Genomic DNA, 24,568 nt, shown 5'->3' on the forward strand with positions numbered 1-24,568 from the left:
GGGGGGGGGGGCGCTGCATTGTTGCCCGGTCGTGATCTGGCGGAGGATCGAAGATATGAACGATAAAACGGCCCCACAGCCCCCTCAAAAACAGCCCCCGCAAGAACTGCCGGAGGGTGCGACGCCGGCTGAGGCGCCCCTGCCGGAGACCGATCTCAAAACCGGCCTGACGAGCGAGACGGCCCAGGAGCGGCTGGCAAAGTTCGGCGAAAACGCCATCAGCGAAGAGAAAACGAGCCCTCTCCAGCGTCTGATGCGCTATTTCTGGGCGCCGATCCCGTGGATGATCGAGGCGGCGGCGATCCTCTCCGCAGCGCTCGGTGACTGGGCCGATTTCGCGATCATCGTCACCATGCTTCTCGTCAACGCGGCCGTGGATTTCTGGCAGGAGCGCAAGGCCGGCAACGCTATCGAGCTTTTGAAGGAAAGCCTGGCACTCACCGCCCGCGTCTTGCGTGACGGCACCTGGCAGACGCTGCCCGCTAAGGATCTGGTGCCCGGCGATGTCGTGCTTTTGCGCATCGGCAATGTCACCCCCGCCGATATTCGGCTCGTCGCCGGCGATTATCTGAGCGCCGACGAGGCCGCTCTGACGGGCGAATCGCTGCCCGTCGACAAGGCCGCGGGCGACACCGCCTATTCCGGCTCCGTCGTGAAACTCGGTGAGATGACCGGCGTCGTGACCGCGACCGGCATGAACACTTATTTTGGCAAGACGGCGCAGCTCGTCGCCTCCGCCGAGACGCGCTCGCACTTTCAGCGCGCCGTGCTTTCTATCGGCAATTTCCTCATTCTGACGACTCTCGCCCTTGTCGCCGTCATCGTGCTCGTCGCGGTCTTCCGCGGCACGCCCTTCTGGGAAACCGTGCAATTCTCGCTCATTCTGACGGTGGCGGCGATCCCGGTCGCTCTGCCGACGGTCCTGTCGGTGACGATGGCGGTCGGTGCGGAAAAGCTCGCCCGTATGAAGGCGATTGTCTCGCGCCTCGTCGCGATCGAGGAATTGGCCGGCGTCGATGTCCTGTGCGTCGACAAGACCGGCACCTTGACGATGAACGCGCTCACCGTCGCCGACATCCTCCCCGAACAGGGGGTGGAGGCGGCCGACGTCGTCCTCGCCGCGCAGCTCGCAAGCAACGCCAACGACCCCGATCCGATCGACAAGGCGGTGCTTGCCGCCGAAGGCGCGCCTGCCGATGCGGGCTATGTGATCGGTGATTTCACGCCCTTCGATCCGGTGTCGAAGCGCACCATGGTGGAGACGACCTTAGGCGATCGAAAAGTCGCCTTCTCCAAAGGCGCGCCCCAGGTCATCCTTGATCTCGCCGCACCACCTGCGGAGAGCCGGGCGCGCATCGAGGCGGAGGTCGCCCGCCTCGCCGAAGAGGGTTACCGCGCCCTCGGCGTGGCGCGCCGAGAGGGCGATGCCTGGCAGTTTCTCGGTCTTGTCTCGATTTTCGATCCGCCGCGTGAGGATGCGGCCGCGACCATTGCCGAGACCGGGCGGATGGGCCTTGCCGTCAAGATGATCACCGGCGACCACGAGGCGATCGCCCGCCAGATTGCGGGCAAACTCGGGCTCCGCCGCAACATTCGCTCCGCCGACACCGTCTTCGCCGATGGCAGTGATGGCGAAGTCAGCGAGCGCATCGAACAGGCCGACGGCGTCGCGCGCGTCTTGCCCGAGCACAAGTTCAAGATCGTGCGCGCCTTGCAGGATCGCGGTCATATCGTGGCGATGACGGGCGATGGCGTGAACGATGCCCCGGCCTTGAAACAGGCCGACGCCGGCATCGCGGTGAGCGGGGCGACGGACGCGGCGCGTGCTGCCGCCGATGTCGTGCTGACGAGCTCCGGTCTCGGCGTTATCGCCTCGGCGATCGAGGAGGCCCGGCGCATCTTCGAACGCATGACGAGCTACGCCACCTTCCGCATCGCCGAGACGATCCGAGTGCTTGTGTTCATGAGCCTGTCGATCCTGATCTTCGATTTCTATCCGGTGACGGCCGTCATGATCGTGCTTCTGGCGGTCCTCAACGACTTCCCGATCATGATGATCGCCTACGACAACGCCAATGTCGCTGAAAAGCCGGTGCGCTGGAACATGCCGCGTGTCCTCACGATCGCGAGCTGCCTCGGTCTTCTGGGTGTGGCCGAAACCTTCCTGCTCTTCTGGTACGTCGACACCGTCATGCATCTGCCGCGCGAGGTCATCCAGACGGTGATCTTCCTGAAGCTTCTCGTTGCCGGCCACCTGACACTCTACGTCACGCGCAACCAGCGCTGGTTCTGGTCGAGGCCGTTTCCGAGCCTCAGGCTGTTCCTGACAACGGAGGCGACGCAGATTCTCGGAACGCTGGTGGCCGTCTACGGCATCTTCGTTGCACCGATCGGCTGGACCTATGCGCTTGGCGTCTGGGCCTATGCGCTCGCCTGGCTCCCGATCGAAAGTGCGATCGCAATCGCCCTGCGTCGGGCCCTCGACATGAAGGCTGAACATCAGACGAGCCATCTGGCACGGACTGAAGGTCGCGTCGCCGGGCGCTGAACGAGCCGATGAAGGGGGCGGCAAGTGTTGCACACCCGCCTCGCTCGCTCTTACTTGCGGTGATAAGAATGTGATCTCTCTCGACAAATGCCGGTTTGGTCACATCTTCGCCTTGAAGCGATGGCCATCCGCGCGGGGCGCGCGGCCCGCCGGCCACCACGGCCTGCTCCGTTTTTTGAAAGCGGGGCCCTGCCGGCCGAAGGCGTAAGAAGGAGAAAGAATTGCCGCACTGGATGTTTGAGAAAAGCCGCGGGGTGGCCGTGCGGCTTCCGGCCGCTGCTGCGCTTGCTTTGGCGTTGGCCGCTTGCACGACGACGCGCCCCGTTCAGCCTGAGGGGCCGCGTGTCGATCAGAGTTATGTTCGCATGTATGGGCCGGTGCAGGATGATGGCTGGAACGTCCCGGCCATCGACGTGTCGAAAGTCGACCCGCGCTATCTGCGCCAGATCGTTAATTACAATTCACCTTATCCGGCCGGCACCATCGTCGTCGATCCTTACGAGCGCTTCCTCTATCTCGTGATGGAGAACGGCAAAGCCATGCGCTACGGTGTCGGTGTGGCCCGTTCGGGAATGGAATTTGCCGGCAATGCGAAAATCGCCCGCAAGGCGGAATGGCCGCGCTGGACGCCCACACAAGCGATGATCAAGCGCGAACCTGAGAGATACGGCAAGGTTGCCGACGGTCTCGACGGCGGCATTTCCAATCCGCTCGGGGCGCGGGCGCTTTACCTCTACAAGAACGGTCGCGACACGCTCTACCGCATTCACGGGACGAACGAGCCCTGGTCGATCGGCAAGGCCGTTTCCTCCGGCTGTATCCGGCTGTTCAACCAGGACATCATCGATCTCGCCAGCCGCGTCCCCCCGGGGTCGCGCGTCGTGGTGCTGAATCGTTCGCAATCCGGTCAGGGCACGGTGCCGGATGGCCCGATGGCTGCCGGACCTCTGGCGGGCGCCGCTTCGACCGGAGGGCTGAGCTGACATGCTGGACCGCCGCCATTTCATGACGCTGGCCGCGGGCGCGGCCAGCTTTGCCCTGCTTCCGGGCTTCGCGCGGGCGCAGACGGGGCTGACCGTCGAGGAGGTTCTCTCCGATCCGACCGCCCCGGTGCGTGGCAATTCAGATGGCGATGTGACCCTGGTCGAGTATTTCGACTACCAATGCCCTGCCTGCAAAGGCAGCCATGACGAGGTGATGCGGGCGGTCGAAAAGGACGGCAAGGTGCGTCTCGTCATGAAGGACTGGCCGATCTTCGGCGAGGCCTCCGTCTACGCGTCGCATCTCGTTCTCGCGGCCGTGCCGAGCGGCGGATACGCCCATGCCCAGGAAGCGCTTTTGAACACGAAGGGAGCGCTCTCCCGCCAGGCGGTCGAGACGACGCTTGAGAAAGCCGGGCTCGATGTGGATGCGCTCCGCAGTGCTTACCGTGACCGCAAAGGCGAGATCGACGCGCTCATCATGCGCAATTCGCATCAGGCCGAAGCTTTTGGCTTTCCCGGTACTCCGGCCTTCGTCGCCGAGACGACGCTTTATCCGGGCGTGATGGACGAAAAGGCGCTGCTGGAGGCGTTTGCCAAGGCCCGCGGCTGAGGCTTTTTCAAGCGGCATCTTTCACGATCGGTGGGAGAGATGCTCAGCGCCTGCTGAACTCGTCGATCAGCGCCGGAAACTCCTCGGGCGACGGGAAATGGGCGAAGCTGTGCTTTGCCGGCGTTGTGACCCAGTCGAGCTTTTCGGCCGTGCAGGTTTCGATAAACGGTTCCAGGCCGGCCGTATCCTCAAGCATCGTGCTGCGAACATTGACGACGTCGCCCATCACGTCGGGAAAGCGCGTGAACACCCAGCTCATGCAGTGACCGCAGAACGAATGGATGAGCCCTTCCATGTCCTGCGCGCCGCCGATGACCGGCTCGCCAGAGAGAAGTCGGAATCCGCCTCCGGGCACCGCCACGCTCAAGGAAAAAGCGCTCGCACTCATCCGCTGGCATCCCTTGCAATGGCACGCTGCCGTGACGAGCGGGGGTGACGTGATTTCGAAGCGCAGCCTGCCGCAACGGCAGGAGCCTTGGCGCGTTTTCCATTCGGTCGAAGTCATGCACGGTGCCTTTCAAGGGTTGTTGGAAGGGGCGGAGGGCAAGAGCAAGAGTCGGTGGTGCAGGAGAGCGCTACGGCTGTGAGCCCCTTCCTTCCTGCAATCGGCTTCCTGCATCGGCCTGCCTCGCTGATTTGAGATCGTCCGTGATGACGATGGCAGGAGCCGCGCTGAAAAGCATCAAGGCGCGGGAAAAATCCGCCGGGACCATGATGCCTGCGGAACGGCAACGGAGAGTGGAGCAGAGGGAGTGGGCTATTTGGGGCGTGCGTTCCAGGCGCCGCCTGGGCGGGCGATGCACCCGTCACCCATTGTCGGGGGCCGCAGATCATGTCAGGAGCTTTGCCAACGAAGAGGCTAAGACATGACCATCCGCTTTCACGAAGGCGATCTGCCGGATCTTTCCAATTACGGCGAATTCGTCGCGATCGACACCGAGACGATGGGGCTGCGGCCAGGCCGCGACAGGCTCTGTGTCGTGCAGCTTTCGCCGGGCGACGGCACCGCCGATGTGGTGCGTATCGCGCAAGGGCAGGACGAGGCGCCAAACCTGACGGCACTGATGGCCGATCAGGAGCGCACCAAGATCTTTCATTATGCCCGCTTCGATGTGGCGGCCTTGCGCTACGCCTTCGGCGTGATCACGACCCCGATCTGGTGCACGAAGATCGCTTCCAAACTTGTGCGCACTTACACCGACCGCCATGGTCTCAAGGATCTGGCGCGCGAGCTCCTCGGTCTCGAATTGTCGAAGCAGCAGCAGAGCTCCGATTGGGGGGCCGACACGCTGAGTGAAGCGCAGCTACAATATGCGGCCGCCGACGTTCTCCATCTCCACGCCATGCGCGAGGTTCTCGTCGAAAGACTGACCCGCGAGCACCGGCTGGAACTCGCCGAAGCCTGCTTCCGATTCGTGCCCGTGCGCGCCGAGCTCGATTTGCTCGGCTGGGAGGATTCGGATATCTTCGCGCATGCCTAAAGGTTGGCGTCCGCCCAAAAATCACCATGTTGGACGGCATGAAGTGTGGCGACCCCGACACCAGAAGGTGAATTGATGGCAGCTGCGACAGCAACCGCGACAACGCAGCCGCAGATTTTCGGGCGTGCCCGGCCTTCTGCGCGTGACAAGGCTTTCCGCAAGGCGAAGCGTCATTCGGCCTTCGTACGGTTTCTGCGCGTCCTTCTGCCGGTTGGCGGTGTTGCAGGCATCGCAGTCCTTGCGCTGGTCGGGCAGTTTTCAAGCGACGAGCAGTTCGACCTCTCGATCGCCAAGACGACGATCGCCAAGAACGCCATCATCATGGACAATCCGAAGCTCACAGGCTTCGATCGCAACGATCGCGAATTCCGTCTGGAAGCCGATCGTGCCATCCAGAAATTCGCCTCGCCCGACGCCGTGACGCTGGAAAACATCACCGCGCACATCAATTCGCCCGGCCGCGGGCCGGTGGCGATCGACGCCGTCACGGCGGATTTCGACAATGCCAAGGGCGATCTTCAGATGGGCGGCAACATCGTCGTCGATTCCGCCGACGGTTACGGTATGAAGCTAACTGGTGCGCAGATCGACACGAAGAGCGGCACGCTCAAATCCGACAACCCCGTCTCGATCACCTATCACGACAGTGAAACCACCGGGAACTCGATCGACGCCACCGACGGCGGTCAGCGCGTCATTATCCAAGGTGATGTGCGCACGCGCATCATGCCGCCGAAACGTGGCCAAGCGGCGGCTGCCAATTGAGGTCTTTGCTGATGTCTTTGCGGCTTATGACGCTTCTCGCCGCGTTGTGTGTCCTGCCTTTGGCGGCGACGGCGCAGGCGCAGGATTTCGGAGAAACATTTTCCGGTTTCTCCTCGAGCTCCAACGATCCGATTTTGGTGGAGGCTGATCGTCTGGAGGTACGCGACAACGACAAGGTCGCGATCTACACCGGCAATGTGAAAGTGCGTCAGGCCGAAACCGTGCTGGAGACGGCCAAACTGACGGTCCATTACTCTGGCAATCCGAGCGAGAGTCTCAATGGCGGCGCCAACGCGGGTAATGGGGGCAACAAAGGGGAGAGTGGCGGAAGCAGCGGCAACGCCGCGTCGAACGCCTCTGCAACGCCGGGCTCGTCCATCACCCGGATCGAGGCGGAAGGTGGCGTTCTCGTCACCTCCGAAAATCGCACCGCAACGGGCGACCGGGCGGACTTTGAAATGGCGACCGATATTGTCACCCTCTACGGCAATGTCGTCCTGACGGAGGACGACAACGTGCTGCGCGGAGAAAAGCTCGTCGTCAATTTGAAGACCAAGCAGGCGCAGATGCAGGGCGGGCGCGTGCAGACAATCCTCGCACCGGGTTCGTCCGGTCAAAGCGGACAGTAACGGAGCAATGCTGATGCGCCGCGCCGCGAATGGCGCCCCCGCCGAAACCGAGGCTGAGGGGGGCTCGCGACGAGGTCTCTTTGGCCTGTCGCGCAATTCCTCTCGCCCTGACGACGAGGCTGTCTCCCCCGCAGAAGCAGACGATTTGGGTAGCGACACCGGCATGGCCGGCGAGGAAACCGGAGACTCCGAAGCCGTTGATCGCAGCGGCTGGCTCGTTGCGAGTGGGCTCATGCGCTCGTTCAAGGGCCGCACGGTCGTGAAGGACGTGTCTCTTGCCGTGCGCCAAGGAGAAGCCGTCGGCCTCCTCGGGCCGAACGGTGCCGGCAAGACGACGGTCTTTTATATGATCACCGGCCTGATCCGGGCCGAAGGCGGCCGCATCGAACTCGAGGGTCACGATGTGACGCGCCTGCCGATGTATCGGCGCGCACGTCTGGGCATCGGCTATCTGCCGCAGGAGGCGTCGATCTTCCGTGGCCTCAGCGTGGAAGACAATATCCTCGCCATCCTCGAACTGGTGGAGCCCAACCGCAAGAAGCGGCGGCAGGAGCTCGATTCGCTGCTCGAAGAATTCCATATCGGGCATCTGCGAAAATCGCCTTCGATCGCGCTCTCCGGCGGCGAGCGCCGACGCTGCGAGATTGCGCGCGCGCTGGCGAGCCGTCCGGCCTTCATGCTGCTCGATGAACCCTTTGCCGGCATCGATCCGATCGCGGTCGGCGACATTCAGTCGCTGGTGCGCCATCTCACCTCGCGCGGCATCGGCGTCCTCATCACCGACCACAATGTGAGGGAGACGCTGGGGCTCATCGACCGCGCCTATATCATCCATTCCGGCGAGGTTTTGACGGAAGGAAGCCCCGAAGCGATCGTGGCCAATCCAGAGGTGCGACGCGTTTACCTGGGCGAGCACTTCCGGCTTTGACACGCTCCAAAAGCCGGTTAAGCTTTCCCTGCAAGGAACGGGCCAGCTGCCTCCTCTGAAGGTCAATTGAAGGTCATCGGCAGGGTGTTGGCGTCTGGCCCCAAGGCGTGGGGCGTCAACGATGAACATGTCGGCGAGACTTCAGCTCAGACAGTCGCAGTCACTGGTCATCACGCCGCAGCTCATGCAGGCGATCCGGCTCCTGCAGATGTCGGCGCCGGAGCTCGAAGACTTCATCGACCGCGAGATCGAGGAAAACCCGCTGCTTTCGCGCGACGAGAGCGGTGAGGGGAGCGCCGATGCGGGAGATGGCACATCCGGCGGCGCTGGGGAAACGCAAGAGGTGTCCGCCGTGGAGAATGCGGGCGGCGAGCTCACTGCAGAGACGGCGGCGGCGTCCGTCAGCGATGCCGACGTCGCCCGCGAAGATCTTTACCCGGACGATGATCGCAGTCTTTCCGGGTCGAGCGATTTCGGCCGCTCCGGCCGAGGCGACGCATCTGAATTCCCCGACGAAGACAGCTACGCGGCATCCACGCCCACGCTTCTTGCGGTTCTTGAGCAGCAGATCGATGCAGCCTTCTCCGACGCCACGGAGCGCATGATCGCGCTCACGCTTCTGGGAGAGATCGACGAAGCGGGATATCTGCGCGCCGAGCCGGAAATCCTGGCGACGAACCTCGACGTGGCCTTGGAAGATGTGCTGCGCGTTCTATCCCGCTGCCAGGGATTCGAGCCGGCCGGCGTCTTCGCCCGTTCGCTCAAGGAATGCCTGAAGATCCAGTTGGCTGAATTCGACCGTTGCGACCCGGCCATGGCCGCGCTCATCGACAATCTGGAGCTTCTCGCCTCGGGCAGCCGAGCCGCTTTGTGCAACGCCTGCGGCGTCGACATGGAAGACATGATCGAGATGATCGCCGAGGTGAGGGCGCTCGATCCGAAACCGGGCCTGCGCTATCTGAGCGATCCCGTGGCGCTTCTGGTGCCGGACATCGTCGTCAGGCCGGGGCCGGAGGGCGCCTGGCTGATCGACCTCAACGATGCGGTTCTGCCGCGGCTTCTCATCGATCGCCGCTACCATACGGAAGTCAAAAGTCGCCGCCGCGACCAGGCGACGGAAAAGTTTCTCTCCGAATGCCTGCAGAAGGCGACTTGGCTCGAAAAGAGCCTCGATCAGCGCGCCCGCACGCTGCTCGCCGTATCGGCAGAAATCGTACGCTGGCAGGATCGTTTTCTGCATGACGGCGCGGCCTATCTGAAGCCTTTGACGTTGCGCATGGTGGCCGACGAGATCGGCATGCACGAATCGACGGTGAGCCGCGCCGTGGCCAACAAGGCGATGGCGACGCCGCGCGGCATCTTTCCGCTCAAGGCCTTCTTCTCCGTCGCGCTTGCTGCGACGGATGGCGGCGATTCCCATTCTGCCGAGGCGGTGCGCCAGCGCATTCGCGTCCTCGTCGCGGGCGAGGGCGATCGCGTCCTCTCCGACGACCAGATCGTGGCAATCCTCAAAGACGAGGGCATCGTCATCGCTCGCCGCACCGTTGCCAAATACCGCGAAGCGATGGGGATTCCCTCATCCGTCAATCGCCGCCGCATGCAGCGCCAGAAACTCGCGTCCTGAAAGGGATGATGGCGCTATGGCAGAATGCTGTCGTCACGGGATGACGCGCTCTAGCCCTGCGCCGTGGCCTCTTCGACGGCCTTCTCCGTCGCCGTCACCACCTCTTGTTCCTGCGGAGGCGGGTCGCCCTCGCCCCAGATGAGTTTCTTGTATTTGAAGCCTCTTTCGAGTGTCGGCTTGACGATGGCGAAATAGGGGGAGAGATCGAAATCGCGTGGCGCAAACAGCGAATGATGGCGGATGAAATAAATCTCGCGCCGCCTCGCGCCCATGCCCCAGCGGCGCCTCTCTTCCGTGCGGATGATCGGCAGGATGGGATAATGCACGCGCTGATAGGCCTCTGCGATCAGCGAGGAACAGATTGCGCGCGTCGGATCGCCCGATCCGAAGGCGATCGCCCGGCGACGCCATCTCGCCGGCAGCGGCAGGGGAAAGAAATAGCGCAACAGGTCGAAGATGTTCTTCATGTCGTAGGAGAGGCCGATCTTCGAGATCATGAAGCGCGTCACCTCCTCGCGATCGGCAGATGAGAGCCCGACCGGCCGGCAGATGCGAATGTTGTAGGTGTCGTACCGCGACAGGGGCAGGGAGATGCAGCCATCGCCGACATCGACCTCGATGAGGCAGTGCGGTTCGCCGTCCGCTTCCTTTTTGCCGGGAATATCGCCGACATAAAGGGCTGAATGCGACCAGGTCGAAGTCGTCAGGTATTTTATGACCTGGGAAATATACTCCCGCCCCTCGACGAGGATGATGTCGCCGGGCTTCAGGACTTTGCGCAACGCCGTCGCATCGAAAGCCGCGTACGGTTCATAGTCGCGCGTTTCGGTGCGCAGCCAGCCTGCGAGGACGTGCCCCGTGCGCTCCAGAAAGGTATCAGCTTGCTGCGTCATGCCCTGCCAAGAAGGAGTATCCGGACCGGCTTGGTCAAGTGGCTCTTGAACTTGCGGCGACTGGCGCCCTTGCGCATGCGACGATTGCGCGCCATGGAGCGGACGAAAGGATCCCCATGCTGATCAACATGCAGCGCCGCCTTCGCTTCTCCGAGCTGGGAGAGAAGGAGATACTGGCCCTCGCCATCTCTGCCGAGGAGGAGGACAGCCAGATCTACAGCACCTACGCGGAGCGTCTGAAAGACGAATTTCCGCAGACGGCGGCGATGTTTGCTGCGATGGGCAAGGAAGAGGACGGCCACCGGCGCCTGCTCATCGACCATTTCCGGGCTGCGTTTGGGGACACGATCCCCCTCATCCGCCGCGAGCATGTGGCGGGCTTCATGCGCAGGCGCCCGGTCTGGCTCGTCGCCAATTTGAGCCTCGACCGGATCCGCAGCGAAGCGGCTGCGATGGAAGAGGAAGCGCGCAATTTCTACCAGAAGGCGGCTGCGCGCACGGCCCATGCGGAAACCCGCAAGCTCCTCGGAGATCTTGCCGTCGCCGAAGGCCACCACATCGCCACCGCAGAGCGGTTGGAGGCGGAGTATCTGCCGGCCGAGGCGCGCTCGGAAGAAGACCGGGCGGCCCATCGCCGCTTTCTCCTGACCTATGTGCAGCCGGGCCTTGCCGGGCTGATGGACGGCTCGGTGTCGACACTCGCGCCGATCTTTGCCGCCGCTTTTGCCACGCACGACACCTCGCAGACCTTTCTCGTCGGTCTTGCCGCTGCGATCGGCGCCGGCATCTCTATGGGCTTTACCGAGGCGGCGAGCGACGACGGCGCGTTGACCGGCCGGGGATCTCCGTTGAAGCGGGGCATTTCTTCGGGCGTGATGACGGCGATCGGCGGGCTCGGTCATGCGCTCCCCTACCTCATTCCGCATTTCTGGACGGCGACGACCATCGCCTTTGTGATCGTGATTGCGGAATTGTGGGTGATCGCCTGGATTCAGCAGCGCTGGATGGACACGCCCTTCTGGCGCGCCGCCCTGCAGGTGATCTTGGGTGGTTCGCTCGTCTTTGCCGCGGGTATTCTGATCGGCAACGCCTGAGCCAATTCGCACCGGCGAACGGCTAAGATCGCCACTTTCCGCACTGCACTTTGTCGCCCACGGCTCTATGTCTCGCGACATGCGCTTGCGGAGAGGATTTCGTTTCATGCCCAATATCGACAAGGCCGGCACATTTAAGCTTGGCAGCCATACGGTCAAACGTCTCGGTTACGGCGCCATGCAGCTTGCTGGACCCGGCGTTTTCGGCCCGCCCAAGGACCGCGATGCCGCGATTGCGGTGCTGCGCCGGGCGGTGAAGGCGGGGGTCGACCACATCGACACCAGCGATTTTTACGGACCGCATGTCACGAATGAGATCCTCCGCGAGGCGCTTCACCCCTATCCCGAAGATCTCGTCATCGTCACGAAGATTGGTGCGCGCCGCGACGACAAGGGCAATTGGCTGCCGGCCTTCTCGCCTGAGGAGCTGCGCCAGGCCGTCCACGACAACCTTGAACATCTCGGGCTGGAACGGCTCGAGGTCGTCAATCTCCGGCTGATGTTTGCCGAGGGACCGGCCGAGGGTTCGGTGGAGCCGGCGCTCACGGTTCTTGCAAAGATGCAGGAAGAGGGGCTCGTCCGTCACATCGGACTGAGCAACGCCACGCCGACGCAGGTCGCGGAGGCACGCAAGATCGCGGAGATCGTCTGTGTGCAGAACCTCTACAATCTCGCTCACCGTTCCGATGACAAACTGATCGACGAACTGGCGAAAGACGGCATTCCCTATGTGCCGTTCTTCCCGCTCGGCGGGTTCACGCCGCTGCAATCCTCGTCCCTGAGCGCGGTGGCCGAACGCCTCGGCGCAACGCCGATGCAGGTCGCTCTCGCCTGGCTCCTGCAGCGTTCGCCCAATATCCTGCTCATTCCGGGCACCTCCTCGCTCGATCATCTCGAGCAGAACCTGGCAGCCGCCGAGCTCGATCTGCCGCAGGGTGTTCTCCAGGAGCTGGAGGACATCGGTGAGGCGGGCTGAATGGGTGCCGCATAGCCGCCAAGACCCCCGCTAGTATTCGCCGCCAGTATCCGCCGCTCGGACGGCGCCTGGCGGCGTTGCTACCTGTTGCCGCGGCACAACAGTTTAATCGAATTGGTAAGAATTCATCGGGCGCAAGCCCCAGGTCATCTTCTGTTCAGATATTCGGCGCTATCGCTTGAGCCATATCGAAAGGCTCCGCCCGCGCTTGAGGTCCGGTCGGACGGGAGAGTTAAGACCATGCTGCTGTTCAGAAAATGGGTTCGCCGCCTGGGTGACAGCACCCGCGCTTTCTTTTCCGCCGCCTACCGGCCCGAAAAGCATTACATGCGCGGCGCCGGCCCCGCATGTGCGGCTCGCAACCAGCCCCGCAGCGCTTCTTTTTAGTTCGGTCACTCATCAAGCGCATCCGCAACTGAGTGGCCGGATCAAAAAGCGCGGGAACAGTCGTAGCGTCACCATAGCCATGGCGATCGCCAGAAGATGTGGGGCGGGTCTACTTCACGCCGAGCTTTTCTTCCGTGCGATCGAGGATGAGGGGGACGATGATGTCCTCTTCGTCGGCGAGATGTCGGTGAAGGCCGGTTAAAAAACCGGTCAGTTCGCCGCTCATGGTTTCGGCGCTGCGCATTTGCGCGTCCCGGTCCCGGCTCAGACTTTCAACGAGCGCCTGTCCCGCTTCGCCCATCCGGACGAGATCGCGATGAATGATCTCGTGGTCGTTTTCCAGGATTTCGAAGCCACGGGTGAGGCTCGCCTCCGCCGCCATGAAGGCGGGGAAATAGGCGTGGTCCTCGATTTGGTGATGCCCGTTCAGCTGGTGCAGAAAGAAACGCATGCGCGGGGCGAAGAAGCCGCGGAATTCGGCCGGGTCGATACGTCCCTCCCGGAGATCCTCTGCCGATTTGGCGAGGATGGCACAGAGCTCGCGGAACATGTCGTGGCGGCCGAGCCAGAATTTTGCGAGCTCGCCCAGATTCTCGTGCTCCGGCCACACCTCCCGCGGATATTTCCGCAGGAGGGCGAGGAGATCGTCCGGCAGATGGGCCCGCGAACCGAGCCTGAGCGACGGATCGATCGACGGGGCATCGGTCACTGCAAGATGACCTTTTCGGCGACGGTGGTATCGGCGTTGAGCCGGTAGACGAGCGGCACGCCGGTGGCGAGCTCGAGTTTGGTGACGGCGTCCGGCGACAGTCGGTCGAGCACCATGATGAGCGCCCGCAGCGAATTGCCGTGAGCCGAAACCAGGACCCGCTTGCCGTTCATCACGTCGGGCAGGATGTGGGTCATGTAATACGGCCAGACGCGGGCGCCGGTGTCCTTCAGGCTTTCACCTCCCGGAGGGGCGATGTCGTACGAGCGGCGCCAGATATGCACCTGCTCCTCGCCCCATTTCTGGCGCGCATCGTCCTTGTTGAGGCCGGAGAGATCGCCGTAATCGCGCTCGTTGAGAGCGAGATCCTGCTGGCGCGGCAGAGAGCCTTCGCCGGTAAGCGGCACGCCGAGCTCTCCCAGGATGAGATCGAGCGTCTTCTGGGCCCGCGTCAGCGCGCTCGTATAGGTGAGGTCGAAGCTGAGGCCCGCTTCCTTGAGAAGCCGGCCGCCCTTGCGGGCTTCTTCGATTCCCTTCTCCGTGAGGCCGGGGTCTTTCCAGCCGGTGAAGAGGTTCTTGAGATTCCATTCCGACTGTCCGTGGCGGACGAGAACGAGAAGGCGATCCATATTGTCTCCCTCATATTAAGCAAATGGTTTCAGTGCAGCCCGAGAACGTCGGCCATGTCGTAGAGGCCGGGCTTCTTGTCGAAGGCCCACAAGGCGGCACGCAGCGCCCCGCGGGTGAAGATGAGGCGGGTCTCGGCGCGGTGGCCGATCTCGATGCGTTCGCCCTCGCCGGCGAGCACCACCATATGATCGCCGACGACCGAGCCGCCCCTGAGACTTGCAAAGCCGATGGCACCTTCAGGCCGCTCCCCGGTCTCCCCGTCGCGCCCGCGCACGGCGACGGTGTCGAGATCGACGTCGCGCCCCTCCGCCGCGGCTTCCCCGAGGAGAAGTGCCGTGCCGGACGGCGCATCAACCTTGTGGCGATGATGCATTTCGACGATCTCGATATCGAACTCCGGCCCGAGAGCCGCCGCAGCCCGGCGCACGAGCCCGGCCACGAGATTGACGCCGAGGCTCATATTGCCGGATTTGACGATGCGGCAATGGCGGGAGGCGGCGCGGAAGATCTGCTCGTCCTCTGGCTGAAAGCCCGTCGAGCCGATGACATGGACGATGCGCGCCTGGGCTGCGAGCTCGCTCAAGGCGAGGCTGGCTGAGCGGCCGGTGAAATCGATCAGCACGTCAGACTGCGCGAGGACGGAAAGCGGATCGTCGGAAATGGCGATGCCCGTCTCCTTGATGCCGGCTACCAGTCCGGCGTCCTGGCCGATTGCCTCGGAGCCTTCCCGCTCCAGCGCGCCCACGAGGCGCAAATCGTCATGTGCGGCAACGGCGGCGACAAGAGCGCGTCCCATGCGCCCGCTGGCACCCGCCACGACGGTTCTCAGCTGTGTCACTGGCCTCTCCCGTTCTGTCGCGCCGCCTATAGCATGCCTGGGGCGCAAGACCATCCTCGCCGGTTCCGCCAAAACTCAAAGCCGTCTCGGTCGGGACGGACCTCGTGAGAGAAAGGCCTGCTTCAGGAAACGGTCCGTGAGAAAACCGATCCGACCGCTCAAATAAGCAGAAAACCGAGATAGATATTTTCGCGCCAACGAAGTCTTTGCGCGGCAGTAACGCTTTGTGGCGCGGTAACGCTGCTGGAGAGCGCGAAAATGGCGAAATTTAGCCTGCTGCATATTCCAATCGTGTGCAGTTTCGCTAAGAGGACGCATGCCCTTCAGCGACCCATCGAGCAAACTGACCCGCGAAGTTGGAATGGAGCGGGCTTTTTCGAGCCGCCGTCTCAGGTTGAGCACCCTGACGCGTCTGCGATGGCTTGCCATCGCCGGACAAACCGCCGCTGTGGTGCTGATCGGTTTTGGCCTTGGATTTCCAGTCCCCTTCGGCGCCTGCTTTGCGCTGATCGCTTTGTCCGCCTGGGTCAATATCGGTCTCAGGCTGACGTTTCCGGCAACGCGGCGCCTGCATCCAAACTGGGCGACGGTGCTTCTCACCTATGACATCGTACAGCTTGCCGGGCTCTTGTATTTGACGGGAGGGATGGAAAATCCCTTCGCCTTCTTGATCATTTTTCCGGCGTTGGTCTCGGCGACGACGATGCCACCGGACAAGACCTTGTTCTTGGGTGGTCTGGCTTTCATTAGTGCGACTTATCTCGTGTTTTTCCACGAGCCGCTTCCCTGGTCCGGCCCGCGCCTCGACCTGCCGCTTCTCTACGTCGTCGGTATGTGGGCCGCGGTCGTCTGCTCACTCGTCTTTATGGGCTTCTTCGCCTTCCGCGTCGCCGAGGAGGCGCGCCAGCTTGCCGACGCGCTCGCGGCCACGGAACTCGTCATGCAGCGCGAGCAGCATCTGTCCGCGCTCGATGGGCTCGCGGCCGCCGCGGCCCACGAGCTCGGCACGCCGCTCGGGACGATCACTCTGGTGGTCAAGGAGATGCTGAGCGAGGTCGATGCCGAAGACCCCTCTTCGGAGGATCTGAAGCTCCTGGCTACCCAAACGGCGCGCTGTCGCGAGATCCTGTCCAAGCTCACTTCACTCTCCTCAGAGCCGGAGGAGCATCTTGGACGTCTCGCTCTGCCGCGCCTTCTCGAAGAGGCGACGGCACCGCATCGCGATTTCGGCATCAAGCTGACGGTGGACAGCGATGGGAAGGGCCCGGAGCCCATCTTCCATCGCAACCCTGGTATTCTCTATGGTCTTGGCAACATTCTGGAAAACGCTCTCGATTTTGCCAAGAGCGAGGTTCGCGTCTCCGCGAGCTGGGACGAACGCTTCGTTCTCATCGCCATTTCCGACGACGGCCCGGGCTTCGCTTCGGAGATGATCGAGCGTCTCGGAGAGCCCTACGTCTCGACCCGCTTCAAGACGAGCCCTACGGAACGGGACAATTCCGGAGGCGGACTGGGCCTCGGCTTCTTTATTGCCAAGACGCTCCTTGAGCGGAGCGGTGCCAGACTGTCGCTTAAAAACCGGCCGGCCCCGGAGACGGGCGCGATTGTCACGATCGGCTGGCGTCGCCAGTCGCCGGCATTGGCGAGCGATGACGGGTCAGATTTACACTATGAGGTGTAACATCAATTTGACGATCGGGTTTGCAAACCCTGTGCTGAGGCATTAGCACAGATAGTGGAGCAACGAGTTAAATCAGGCGTTTCTGGGATGAACAGTGAAACCGTTTCGGAACTCGGCCTTGCCGATTCCTCCCTGCTGATCGTGGATGACGACCGCGCCTTCTTGCAGCGTCTTGCGCGTGCCATGGAAAAGCGTGGCTTTGATATCGTTACCGCCGACTGCGTGCGTGACGCCAAGCAGCAGGTGGCGAGCAAGCCGCCAGCCTTTGCGGTTGTCGACATGCGTCTGGAGGATGGCAACGGCCTCGATGTGATCGAGCTGTTGCGCGAGAAGCGGCCGGACGCCCGTGCCGTGATCCTGACCGGTTACGGCAATATCGCGACCGCGGTGACGGCGGTGAAGATGGGGGCGATCGACTATCTGTCGAAGCCGGCCGATGCCGACGACATCTTTGCCTCGCTCGTCCGCAATCCGGAAGATCGTGCGGATCCGCCGGAAAACCCGATGTCCGCCGACCGCGTCCGCTGGGAGCATATCCAGCGCGTCTACGAGCTCTGCGATCGCAATGTCTCGGAGACGGCACGCCGCCTCAACATGCACCGTCGCACTCTGCAGCGCATTCTCGCAAAGCGCGCCCCGCGCTGAGCCGTCCGTCCCTGGCCGCAACTCTGGCCTTGGGGACACAACATCTGACCTCAATGAACGCGCGCGATCACTCGCGCGTGCCATCCGGATCCTCCAGATCGTGCAGGCGGTTGGCGCCTGCACGTGCGATCCGCACCAGCATTTCCTTGCGCCGGGCGCCCGCGAGGCGCGTCTCGCCGCTGTCGCGTAGGATTTCGGCGCCGAAGGCGTCGGCGAGGATGAGGCCGGCGTCTTGCGGAAAGACGTCGAGCGGGACATCCGCGGACGTCGCGAAATAAAACCGGTCGCAATAGCCAAAGTAGTCACGCCATTTGTGATCGGCCATGAAATCGGCGAGCGACGACTTGATTTCCACGATGACGATTTCGCCCTTGCTGCCAAGTGCCACGAGATCCGCGCGGCGTCCGCTCGAAAGCGAGACTTCCGGCAAAAGCGCATAGCCTTCAGCTCGAAGCCGGCGACACGTGCCGCGGCGGATGGCAAGCGCCGCCGCCGACTGACGGCCGTCGATGAGTGTGGGCTGGCTGTCGGTCTCGACGAGAACGGTGCGGATGGCGATGCGCGGCATGAGGCAAAGATAGCAAGCGCCACCGCGCGTGCAAACAAAAGATGAACATGAGCCCCGGCCATGGCGCACGACGGGGCGGAGAGACAGCCGGGACTCAGGGCGCGTTCTTCACATACCCATCGACATCGAATTTGCGGCGTAGGCCGCTTTGCGTCATCGGGCGCACGGTTCCGTAGACGGCGTTTTCCTGGAAAGGCCGGTCGTGGAGCCCAAACGCCCAGAGATTGTTGGCGAAAGAGTTCGGATCGCCGCCGTCGAGAAAATACCGGTTGTTCAAGGCGATGATGGTTTCAAGCGCATATTGCGGGCTGGAGGCCCAGCGCAGGATCTGTTTCGCCCAGTACATTCTGAGATGATTGTGCAGATAGCCGGTCGACTTCATCTCCCGCATCGCGGCATTGAAGGCCTCGTCTGAGGTGTCGCCCGCCTCGATCTCGGCGGCCGTATAGCCGGGATTGCGCTTGTCGTCGGAATGGCGTTCAAGTGTGGCCCGTGCCCAGTCGGGCAGGGCTTCGTAGCGATCGTAATCGTCGCGGTAATGGCACCAATTGGCGGCGAGCTCCCGGCGTACGATGAGCTCTTCCAGAAATCCGGCGGCCTCCGCCTTTGCGGCTCGCGCCTTGAGCGCGATCTCGATCGGCGAGATCTGGCCAAAGCGCAGATAGGGCGAGAGATGCGAGACGCGGCATTTCGTGGGATCGCTGCGCTCGCCATCGTAGTGGGGAAGATCGTTGGCGAGAAAACTTGCAAGGCGCCGCTTTGCCTCGCTGTGACCGCCCCTGATCCAGTCGACCGGCTCAGGCCCGCGCTCACCGCAGACTGCGGCGAGCTCTTCGCAATCGTGAGGGGCAAGGCCCGCCGGAAGCGCAATGCCGGAAAAGCTATTTTGCGGCCGTTCATCTGTCTGATCGACGAGAAAACGCTCAAGCTGCCGATTGATCTTCGGGCGGATGGTGCGTGCGGCATACTCGGCCTTGTCGGACGCCGCACCGACCGGCACGACGAGATCGGTTTCGACGGCAATCGCCTGACAGGAAGCGTTGTCGCCGAGCCAGGTGCGGCGCTGACGGTGATGGCGGAGATGGCCGACATCGGTGATGGCAATGACCGCACGCTCGAGAAGCCCGCAAAAGACCTTGTCGTCTGCCTCCGCCAGAACGACAAATCCGGCCCCCATGTGGGAAAGCTCGTCCGCGAGTTCCTGAATGCCTTCTGCCATGAACTTCGCCTGGCGGCGGGTGATCTGCGGCTCCTCACCCCCGAGGCGCATGACGACAAGGAGCGGGCATTCGTGCCGGTTCGCCTGCCCGGCGGCGAAAGAGAGCGCGTGGTTGAGGCGCACGCGCTGCGCCCGGTCCATCCAATAGAGAACGAACTGACCCTCCTGTGGGGTCTTGCCGTTCAAAGGCATGAGGCGGGGATCGTTGTCGGTCATGGAATTCACCGGCTGTTCGTCGTTCGTCGGGGTGATGACGAGCTTAGCGCGCTTTCGTTGCAATCCTCGCGCGATCTTGCGGCGCGGATGCGGAACACTTCACCGTGTCAAGAGTTGAGGCGGCAGCGAACAAGGAGAATTCCATGTCTTATGAAGCCGACCGCCACCACGGTCATCCGGTCGACCGCTCGACAGCAACGAGTGGCGACATCGTCCGCATTCTTCTGGCGATCATCCTGCCGCCGCTCGGCGTGTTTCTTCAGGTTGGACTCGGTCTGCATTTCTGGTTGAATATTCTTCTGACGATTTTCGGCTATGTGCCGGGCATCATCCACGCCGTCTGGATCATCCTGCGTCGCTAACGACGCGCACCATTTCTGCCCCGTCCCCGCCGCTGTGTTGGAATTGCAACAATTCTAACATGTTGCGGGTGAAGGCCTGCTTTTTGACCTGTGTCAAATGGACGGGGCTGCGCGGCCCGCATATCAGGATCCTGTTATTTCGAACGCAGGGGACGAGAATGCGCGGGACAAAGACTCTGGGACGGGCGGCACTGGCGGCCGCGTTCCTCTCCATCGCAGGCGTGGCTGGGGCCGCGGATCTGCCGAGCCAAACCTACGAGCCCACCGCTGCGCCGGCGCCCGTCGCCTGGAGCCCGTGGCAGATTCGTCTGCGTGCATTGGCCGTCGTCCCGCATGATTCGGGCTCGGTCGACCAGATCCCGGGGTCCGATCTGTCCTATTCGAATTCGGTCACGCCCGAACTCGACATCACCTACTTCTTCACGCCGAATATCGCGGCCGAACTCATTCTTGGCACAACCTATGCCGAGGTTGAAGGCGACGGACCGATCAGCGGTCTCGACGCGGGCGACACCTGGATCCTGCCGCCGACCCTGACGCTGCAGTATCACTTCACGAACTTCGGTGCCTTCAAGCCCTATGTCGGCGCTGGCGTGAACTACACCTTCTTCTACGGCACCGAGAACGACGATCTCGCCGCCTTCGACATCGACAACAGCTTCGGCCTCGCGCTGCAGGTCGGTGCCGATTACATGTTCAACGAACATTGGGGCGTGAACCTCGATGTGAAGAAGCTGTTCCTGTCGGCCGACTGGGACGGCAGCCTGGCGGACGGCACCTATGTGAGCGGCGATGCCGATCTCGATCCCTGGCTGATCGGCGCCGGTATTACCTACAAGTTCTGATCGCGCCTAAGTTCTGATCGCCATTGCGCTGAACAATTTGAGCGGCCCCGCTTGCGGGGCCGCTTTTCTTTTGCCTCAAAGCACCCGTGCTCTCGCGACCATGCGTTTCGATTTCAGGGCCGCGCATTCTCACATCGGCCAAAGCCTGGGGACGTTTCGCGTCGAACGCTCCAAATGAGGAAAACCGCGAGTGCTAGAAAAGGGAGCGGCGCCACATTGACGTGCCACAAAGTGGTGGCGGCGCCGTTGATGAAGGAGATCGAGGCTACCCCCACCAGGAGGGCCGAGACGGCGATCCCTGGCCGCGCGCTTCGGCCGTGGCCGAAATAGAGCCAGAGCGCCACGAAGGTCGGGGCTGCGAGGTCGTAGTAAAGCACGTAGGGCAGCGTCAGATAGGTTGCCGTCACGAGCATGGCTGCTTTGGCGCCGCGCGGGGCGCTCGACAATGTCACGTAGATGAGGGAGCAGACCGCAAAGAGCGCGCTCATCCCTTGCAGGCCGGCGGCCGCTGCGAAATCGAGGCCGAAATATCGCGCAGCACCGTAGACGGTCATCTGCACGCTCAGGAAGGCGTCGCGCTCGCTCAGTAGGATCGCGCGCGTCGGATCCTGCAGACCGAAGAGGAAGGCTCTCCACGGTTCGATCCCGAAGGCGAGGATCGAGGCGCCGATGAGTGCCGTCGCCGTAGTGCTGGCCACCGCGATGACGAGGAAGCGGCGCTCCAAGAGAAGCACGAGCGGGATGAGAACGCCGAACTGCGGTTTGACGGTCAGGAGGCCGAGGAGAATTCCGGCGAGGATTGGCCTTTCATCCCAGAGATAGATGGCGCCGACAAAAAGCGCACCGACGATGAAGCAGGTCTGGCCGATGAGGATTCCGAGAGCTGTGACGGGCGCAATCAAAAGCCAGACGGCGATGCTCCTGTCCCCCCACACACGCGCCGCCACGAAGAGGAACGCTGCGAGGCTGCCGCCCATGAAGAGGCCATAGGCGACGAGGTAGGGAAAGAGCCCGAGCGGCGCGAGACAGAAGAGAAAATGCGGCGGATAAAGCCAGCGAACTCCGAAATCGGAGCCGTAAAGGTCGATGATGTAACGCGAAAACTGGCCTGGATCGAAGAGGCCGGAGAGATGGCCCTCGAGAAGCATGCGAGAGGCGATCCAGAAGACGACGAAGTCACCGCCGCCTGGATGTGTTGTGGAATAGACCTCGCCCGTGCGGGTCATCCACCCCGTCAACATGCCGCGCGGAAAGCCGAGAAGGGTGACGAGGAAGGCAAAAGCGAGCCAGAAACGCCGATCGTTGAGGAGCGTGAAGCGGGACCCCTCTTCGGCTGCACATGCCGGGTCGCTTGGCGTCGCGACTTTCATTCCCGCCTCATATGACTTTTGCCTCATCACCCGGGCTTTTTGTGAGGGGCTCCCGATGCGCCCGGCCATCGCGCCCGGTTTCCGCCCGCGCGCGCAGGAGAAGCGCGACCGCCAGGGCGAAGAAGGCGATGGGCCCGCAGCCGAATCCGATCGCCACGGTGGCGCCGTTCACGAAGGAAAGGCAGGAGACGAAGATGAGGAGGGCAGAGAAGAGAATGCCGGGTGCCTCCTCACGCCCTTTGCCGAAATAGAGCCACAGCGCCACGAAGGTCGGGGCGACGAGATCGTAGAAAAGCACATAGGGCGAGACGAGATAGGTTGCGGTGACGAGCATGGCAATCTTCGTGTCACGTCGTGCGCCCGACAGAGTCGTGGCGACGAGTGCCACGACGGCAAAGAGCGCGCTCAATCCCTGGAGCAAGGCTGCCGTCGCAAGATCGGCCCCGAGGAGGCGCGACGAGCCGAAGACGCTCATTTGCAGCCCGAGGAATTTTTTGCTCGCCGTCGTCAAGATGTCGGAATTGGCCCCGTCCATGCCGAACAGGAAGGCGTGCCAGGGGGCGGTGCCGAAGACGAGAAGGGACGCGCCGATCGTGACAAGGGCTGTTGCCGAAGCGACGCCGATGACGCGCCACCGCCGTTCCAAAAGGAGAACAAGCGGGATCAGGACGCCGTATTGTGGCTTGATGGTCAGAAGGCCGAGGAGAATGCCGGCGAGGATGGGCTTCCGATCCCAGAGAAAAATGGAGCCGATCAGAAGGCCGCCGACAAGAAAACTCATTTGGCCGAGAAGCACACCGAGAAATGTCGAGGGGGCGACGAGAAGCCAGAAGACGATGTCGCGCTTTCCCCAGACGATGCGGCCGATTGCGGCCAGAAAGGCGAAACTCGCTGCCATGAAGCCCGCCCAGGCCGCGAGATAGGGCAACTTGGCGATCGGTGCGATGAAGAACAGGAAATGCGGCGGGTAGAGCCAGCGCATTTCGTAATCGCTGCCGTAACGATCGATGATCGTCTGCGAGAATTTGGCTGGGTCGTAGAGGTCGCGAATGTGCCCCTGCAGGATCAGCTCTGAGGCGACATAGAAGACGACGAAATCGCCGCCGCCAGGATGGTTCGTCGAATAGACGTCGCCGCTGCGGGTGATCCAGTCGGTCAGGATGCCATAGGGAAAGCCGAGCAGTGTGATCCCGAACGCAAAGAGCAGCCAAAACCGGCGATCGTTCAGGATGGTGAATTGCATGCTCGCCATCTTCGGCCTGAGAGTTCCCGCATGTGGCTGCGAGTGGTTCAACGTCATGACGCCGCGCTTCCATTGGCGAGGACCGCCCGGTCGCCGGCTCGTGGCGTCGTCTTGTCCGGTCGGTGACTGCGCTGACGTTCTGGGGCGTGGACACTTTCCTCGCGGGCGCGGAAAAAGAGCGCCGTGGCAAGGGCGGCAAACACCCACGGCCCGGCGCTGAAGCCCATCGCGACCGTCACACCGTTGACGAAAGACAGGGTCGCCATGAGCACGAGGAGGATGGAGAGAGCAAAGCCCGCCCGCTTCTCAAGGTCATGGCCGAGATAGAGCCAGATCGCGATGAAGGTCGGTGCCGCAAGATCGTAAAACAATATGTAGGGAACGCACAGATACGTCGACGTGACCAGCATTGCGAGCTTGGTGTACCGCCTGGCCGATGAGCGCAGAGTGGAGATCAGGGCAATTATTGCTGCCGAGCCAACCCCGATCTGCGTGAGCATGGCGGTATACGGCTCAAAGCCCGCAAGACGCATTCCGCCGTAAACGCTCATCTGGATTTCGAGAAATGTCTTTGCATTGGCCCGGAGTACGTCGCCTTGCGGACCCGTGATATTCAAGATGAAGTCTCGCCACGAACCAAAACCGAAGATTAGACCCGACAAAGCTACCAATGCGCAGGTCGTCATCGTTGCGCTCGCGATCACAAGCCATCGCCGCTCTATAAGAAGCACGAGAGGGATGAGGACACCAAACTGTGGTTTGATCGTCAAAACACCGAGGAAAACGCCAGCCAGGATTGGCTTGCGACCCCAAAGGAAGATCGCACCGATGAATAGCGCGCCGACCAGAAGTGCGGTTTGCCCTACGAGCAGGCACAGGATGGTTGTGGGGGCGAAAACGAGCCACAAAGACATTTCGCACCGTCGTGGGGCCAATATCCCAAGTGAGGCGAAAGCGACGAGGCCGATCGCTTGAAAGGCCGTGTAGGCGACCGAGTAGGGCAAAGCGCCAAGCGGAAATATCAAGAGAAGGAAATGCGGCGAATAGAGCCACCGCATGTCGAAATCCTCCTCGAATTGATCGACCATGGCCTGCGAAAAGAACGACGGCTCGTAGAGATTTCCGGCATGGCCGGAGAGGGTCGCCTTGGCGGCCACCCAGAAGGTGACGAAGTCTGCTCCGCCTGGGTGATTGAGGTCGGCAAGCGAGCCTGTGCGATAGATCCAATCGAGCAGAATGCCGCGGGGAAAACCCAACAGCGTCAGCGCAAAAGCAAAAAATAGCCAGAAGCGGCGATCGTTGAGGATTGTGAATCGGGGCATAG

At 62.5% G+C, this 24,568-nt stretch carries 24 protein-coding genes; 14 read left to right on the forward strand and 10 right to left on the reverse strand.

Annotated elements, in window-relative coordinates; translation table 11 throughout:
* Positions 1–55 precede the first annotated feature (55 nt).
* The 3 genes from EO094_RS08370 (at position 56) to EO094_RS08380 (ending at position 4,141) form a co-directional block, all read left to right on the forward strand.
* Positions 56–2,548, forward strand: a complete 2,493-nt coding sequence (locus EO094_RS08370; protein ID WP_128291885.1) for a plasma-membrane proton-efflux P-type ATPase — start codon at positions 56–58, stop codon at positions 2,546–2,548.
* 233 nt (positions 2,549–2,781) lie between these two features.
* Positions 2,782–3,531, forward strand: coding sequence for a L,D-transpeptidase (locus tag EO094_RS08375; protein WP_128291886.1), 750 nt, complete (start codon positions 2,782–2,784; stop codon positions 3,529–3,531).
* Position 3,532: 1 nt separating this feature from the next.
* Complete coding sequence (locus EO094_RS08380) at positions 3,533–4,141, forward strand: DsbA family protein (protein ID WP_128291887.1); 609 nt, start codon at positions 3,533–3,535, stop codon at positions 4,139–4,141.
* A gap of 43 nt (positions 4,142–4,184) precedes the next feature.
* On the opposite strand, the gene EO094_RS08385 is transcribed toward EO094_RS08380, so the two are convergent.
* On the reverse strand, positions 4,185–4,646 hold the full coding sequence (locus tag EO094_RS08385; RefSeq protein ID WP_128291888.1) for a GFA family protein: 462 nt from the start codon (positions 4,644–4,646) through the stop codon (positions 4,185–4,187).
* 361 nt (positions 4,647–5,007) lie between these two features.
* On the opposite strand from EO094_RS08385, the gene EO094_RS08390 reads away from it, so the two are divergent.
* The 5 genes from EO094_RS08390 to rpoN all read left to right on the forward strand — a co-directional run bounded on the left by EO094_RS08390 (position 5,008) and on the right by rpoN (position 9,568).
* Positions 5,008–5,622, forward strand: coding sequence for a ribonuclease D (locus EO094_RS08390; RefSeq protein WP_128291889.1), 615 nt, complete (start codon positions 5,008–5,010; stop codon positions 5,620–5,622).
* A gap of 75 nt (positions 5,623–5,697) precedes the next feature.
* Positions 5,698–6,387: an LPS export ABC transporter periplasmic protein LptC gene (gene lptC / locus EO094_RS08395; protein WP_128291890.1), complete on the forward strand. Its 690-nt coding sequence runs from the start codon at positions 5,698–5,700 to the stop codon at positions 6,385–6,387.
* A gap of 11 nt (positions 6,388–6,398) precedes the next feature.
* A complete protein-coding gene (locus EO094_RS08400) occupies positions 6,399–7,016 on the forward strand; it encodes an LptA/OstA family protein (RefSeq protein ID WP_128291891.1) in 618 nt (205 codons plus the stop codon).
* A 163-nt stretch (positions 7,017–7,179) separates the two neighbouring features.
* Entirely contained in the window at positions 7,180–7,944 is a 765-nt protein-coding gene (lptB, locus tag EO094_RS08405) for an LPS export ABC transporter ATP-binding protein (protein ID WP_128293181.1), read from the forward strand.
* A gap of 121 nt (positions 7,945–8,065) precedes the next feature.
* The gene (gene rpoN, locus EO094_RS08410) at positions 8,066–9,568 is read left to right on the forward strand and encodes an RNA polymerase factor sigma-54 (RefSeq protein WP_128291892.1); all 1,503 of its coding nucleotides are present in this window, start codon (positions 8,066–8,068) and stop codon (positions 9,566–9,568) included.
* 50 nt (positions 9,569–9,618) lie between these two features.
* On the opposite strand, the gene EO094_RS08415 is transcribed toward rpoN, so the two are convergent.
* On the reverse strand, positions 9,619–10,461 hold the full coding sequence (locus EO094_RS08415; protein WP_128291893.1) for a C40 family peptidase: 843 nt from the start codon (positions 10,459–10,461) through the stop codon (positions 9,619–9,621).
* 116 nt (positions 10,462–10,577) lie between these two features.
* On the opposite strand from EO094_RS08415, the gene mbfA reads away from it, so the two are divergent.
* Positions 10,578–11,555 (forward strand): iron exporter MbfA, encoded by a 978-nt coding sequence (mbfA, locus tag EO094_RS08420; protein ID WP_128291894.1) that lies wholly within the window; start codon positions 10,578–10,580, stop codon positions 11,553–11,555.
* 106 nt (positions 11,556–11,661) lie between these two features.
* Complete coding sequence (locus EO094_RS08425) at positions 11,662–12,531, forward strand: aldo/keto reductase family oxidoreductase (protein WP_128291895.1); 870 nt, start codon at positions 11,662–11,664, stop codon at positions 12,529–12,531.
* A 496-nt stretch (positions 12,532–13,027) separates the two neighbouring features.
* Here EO094_RS08425 and EO094_RS08430 read toward each other — a convergent pair whose 3' ends face one another.
* From EO094_RS08430 to dapB, 3 genes are read right to left on the reverse strand one after another with little or no spacing between them, the layout of a single operon-like run.
* A complete protein-coding gene (locus tag EO094_RS08430; RefSeq protein WP_246008443.1) occupies positions 13,028–13,627 on the reverse strand; it encodes a hemerythrin domain-containing protein in 600 nt (199 codons plus the stop codon).
* Positions 13,624–14,256, reverse strand: a complete 633-nt coding sequence (locus EO094_RS08435; RefSeq protein WP_128291896.1) for a 2,3-bisphosphoglycerate-dependent phosphoglycerate mutase — start codon at positions 14,254–14,256, stop codon at positions 13,624–13,626. Before EO094_RS08435 ends, EO094_RS08430 begins: the two co-directional genes overlap by 4 nt.
* 29 nt (positions 14,257–14,285) lie before the next feature.
* Entirely contained in the window at positions 14,286–15,086 is an 801-nt protein-coding gene (dapB, locus tag EO094_RS08440; protein ID WP_128293187.1) for a 4-hydroxy-tetrahydrodipicolinate reductase, read from the reverse strand.
* Between the two features lie 370 nt (positions 15,087–15,456).
* Between dapB and EO094_RS08445 the strand changes: the two genes are divergently transcribed.
* Together EO094_RS08445 and EO094_RS08450 are read left to right on the forward strand one after the other, a co-directional pair.
* The gene (locus EO094_RS08445; protein WP_128293189.1) at positions 15,457–16,776 is read left to right on the forward strand and encodes an ActS/PrrB/RegB family redox-sensitive histidine kinase; all 1,320 of its coding nucleotides are present in this window, start codon (positions 15,457–15,459) and stop codon (positions 16,774–16,776) included.
* Positions 16,777–16,863: 87 nt separating this feature from the next.
* Positions 16,864–17,421, forward strand: a complete 558-nt coding sequence (locus tag EO094_RS08450; protein ID WP_092811690.1) for an ActR/PrrA/RegA family redox response regulator transcription factor — start codon at positions 16,864–16,866, stop codon at positions 17,419–17,421.
* A gap of 67 nt (positions 17,422–17,488) precedes the next feature.
* On the opposite strand, the gene EO094_RS08455 is transcribed toward EO094_RS08450, so the two are convergent.
* Positions 17,489–17,989: an MmcB family DNA repair protein gene (locus EO094_RS08455; protein ID WP_128291897.1), complete on the reverse strand. Its 501-nt coding sequence runs from the start codon at positions 17,987–17,989 to the stop codon at positions 17,489–17,491.
* 94 nt (positions 17,990–18,083) lie between these two features.
* Complete coding sequence (locus EO094_RS08460; protein ID WP_128291898.1) at positions 18,084–19,487, reverse strand: deoxyribodipyrimidine photo-lyase; 1,404 nt, start codon at positions 19,485–19,487, stop codon at positions 18,084–18,086.
* Between the two features lie 146 nt (positions 19,488–19,633).
* Here EO094_RS08460 and EO094_RS08465 point away from each other — a divergent pair, with 146 nt between their 5' ends.
* Together EO094_RS08465 and EO094_RS08470 are read left to right on the forward strand one after the other, a co-directional pair.
* Positions 19,634–19,786 (forward strand): YqaE/Pmp3 family membrane protein, encoded by a 153-nt coding sequence (locus EO094_RS08465; protein ID WP_234630363.1) that lies wholly within the window; start codon positions 19,634–19,636, stop codon positions 19,784–19,786.
* Between the two features lie 158 nt (positions 19,787–19,944).
* A complete protein-coding gene (locus EO094_RS08470; protein ID WP_128291900.1) occupies positions 19,945–20,631 on the forward strand; it encodes an OmpW/AlkL family protein in 687 nt (228 codons plus the stop codon).
* A 113-nt stretch (positions 20,632–20,744) separates the two neighbouring features.
* On the opposite strand, the gene EO094_RS08475 is transcribed toward EO094_RS08470, so the two are convergent.
* The 3 genes from EO094_RS08475 to EO094_RS08485 are packed head-to-tail and all read right to left on the reverse strand — an operon-like array spanning position 20,745 to position 24,566.
* Positions 20,745–22,001, reverse strand: a complete 1,257-nt coding sequence (locus EO094_RS08475; RefSeq protein WP_164879596.1) for a glycosyltransferase family 87 protein — start codon at positions 21,999–22,001, stop codon at positions 20,745–20,747.
* Between the two features lie 7 nt (positions 22,002–22,008).
* Entirely contained in the window at positions 22,009–23,301 is a 1,293-nt protein-coding gene (locus EO094_RS08480) for a glycosyltransferase family 87 protein (protein WP_128291902.1), read from the reverse strand.
* Positions 23,298–24,566 carry a glycosyltransferase family 87 protein gene (locus EO094_RS08485; protein WP_128291903.1) on the reverse strand — a complete coding sequence of 423 codons (1,269 nt, stop codon included), beginning with the start codon at positions 24,564–24,566 and terminating at the stop codon, positions 23,298–23,300. Before EO094_RS08485 ends, EO094_RS08480 begins: the two co-directional genes overlap by 4 nt.
* Between the last annotated feature and the right edge of the window lie 2 nt (positions 24,567–24,568).

It is taken from the genome of Afifella aestuarii (assembly GCF_004023665.1).
Classification (GTDB): domain Bacteria; phylum Pseudomonadota; class Alphaproteobacteria; order Rhizobiales; family Afifellaceae; genus Afifella; species Afifella aestuarii.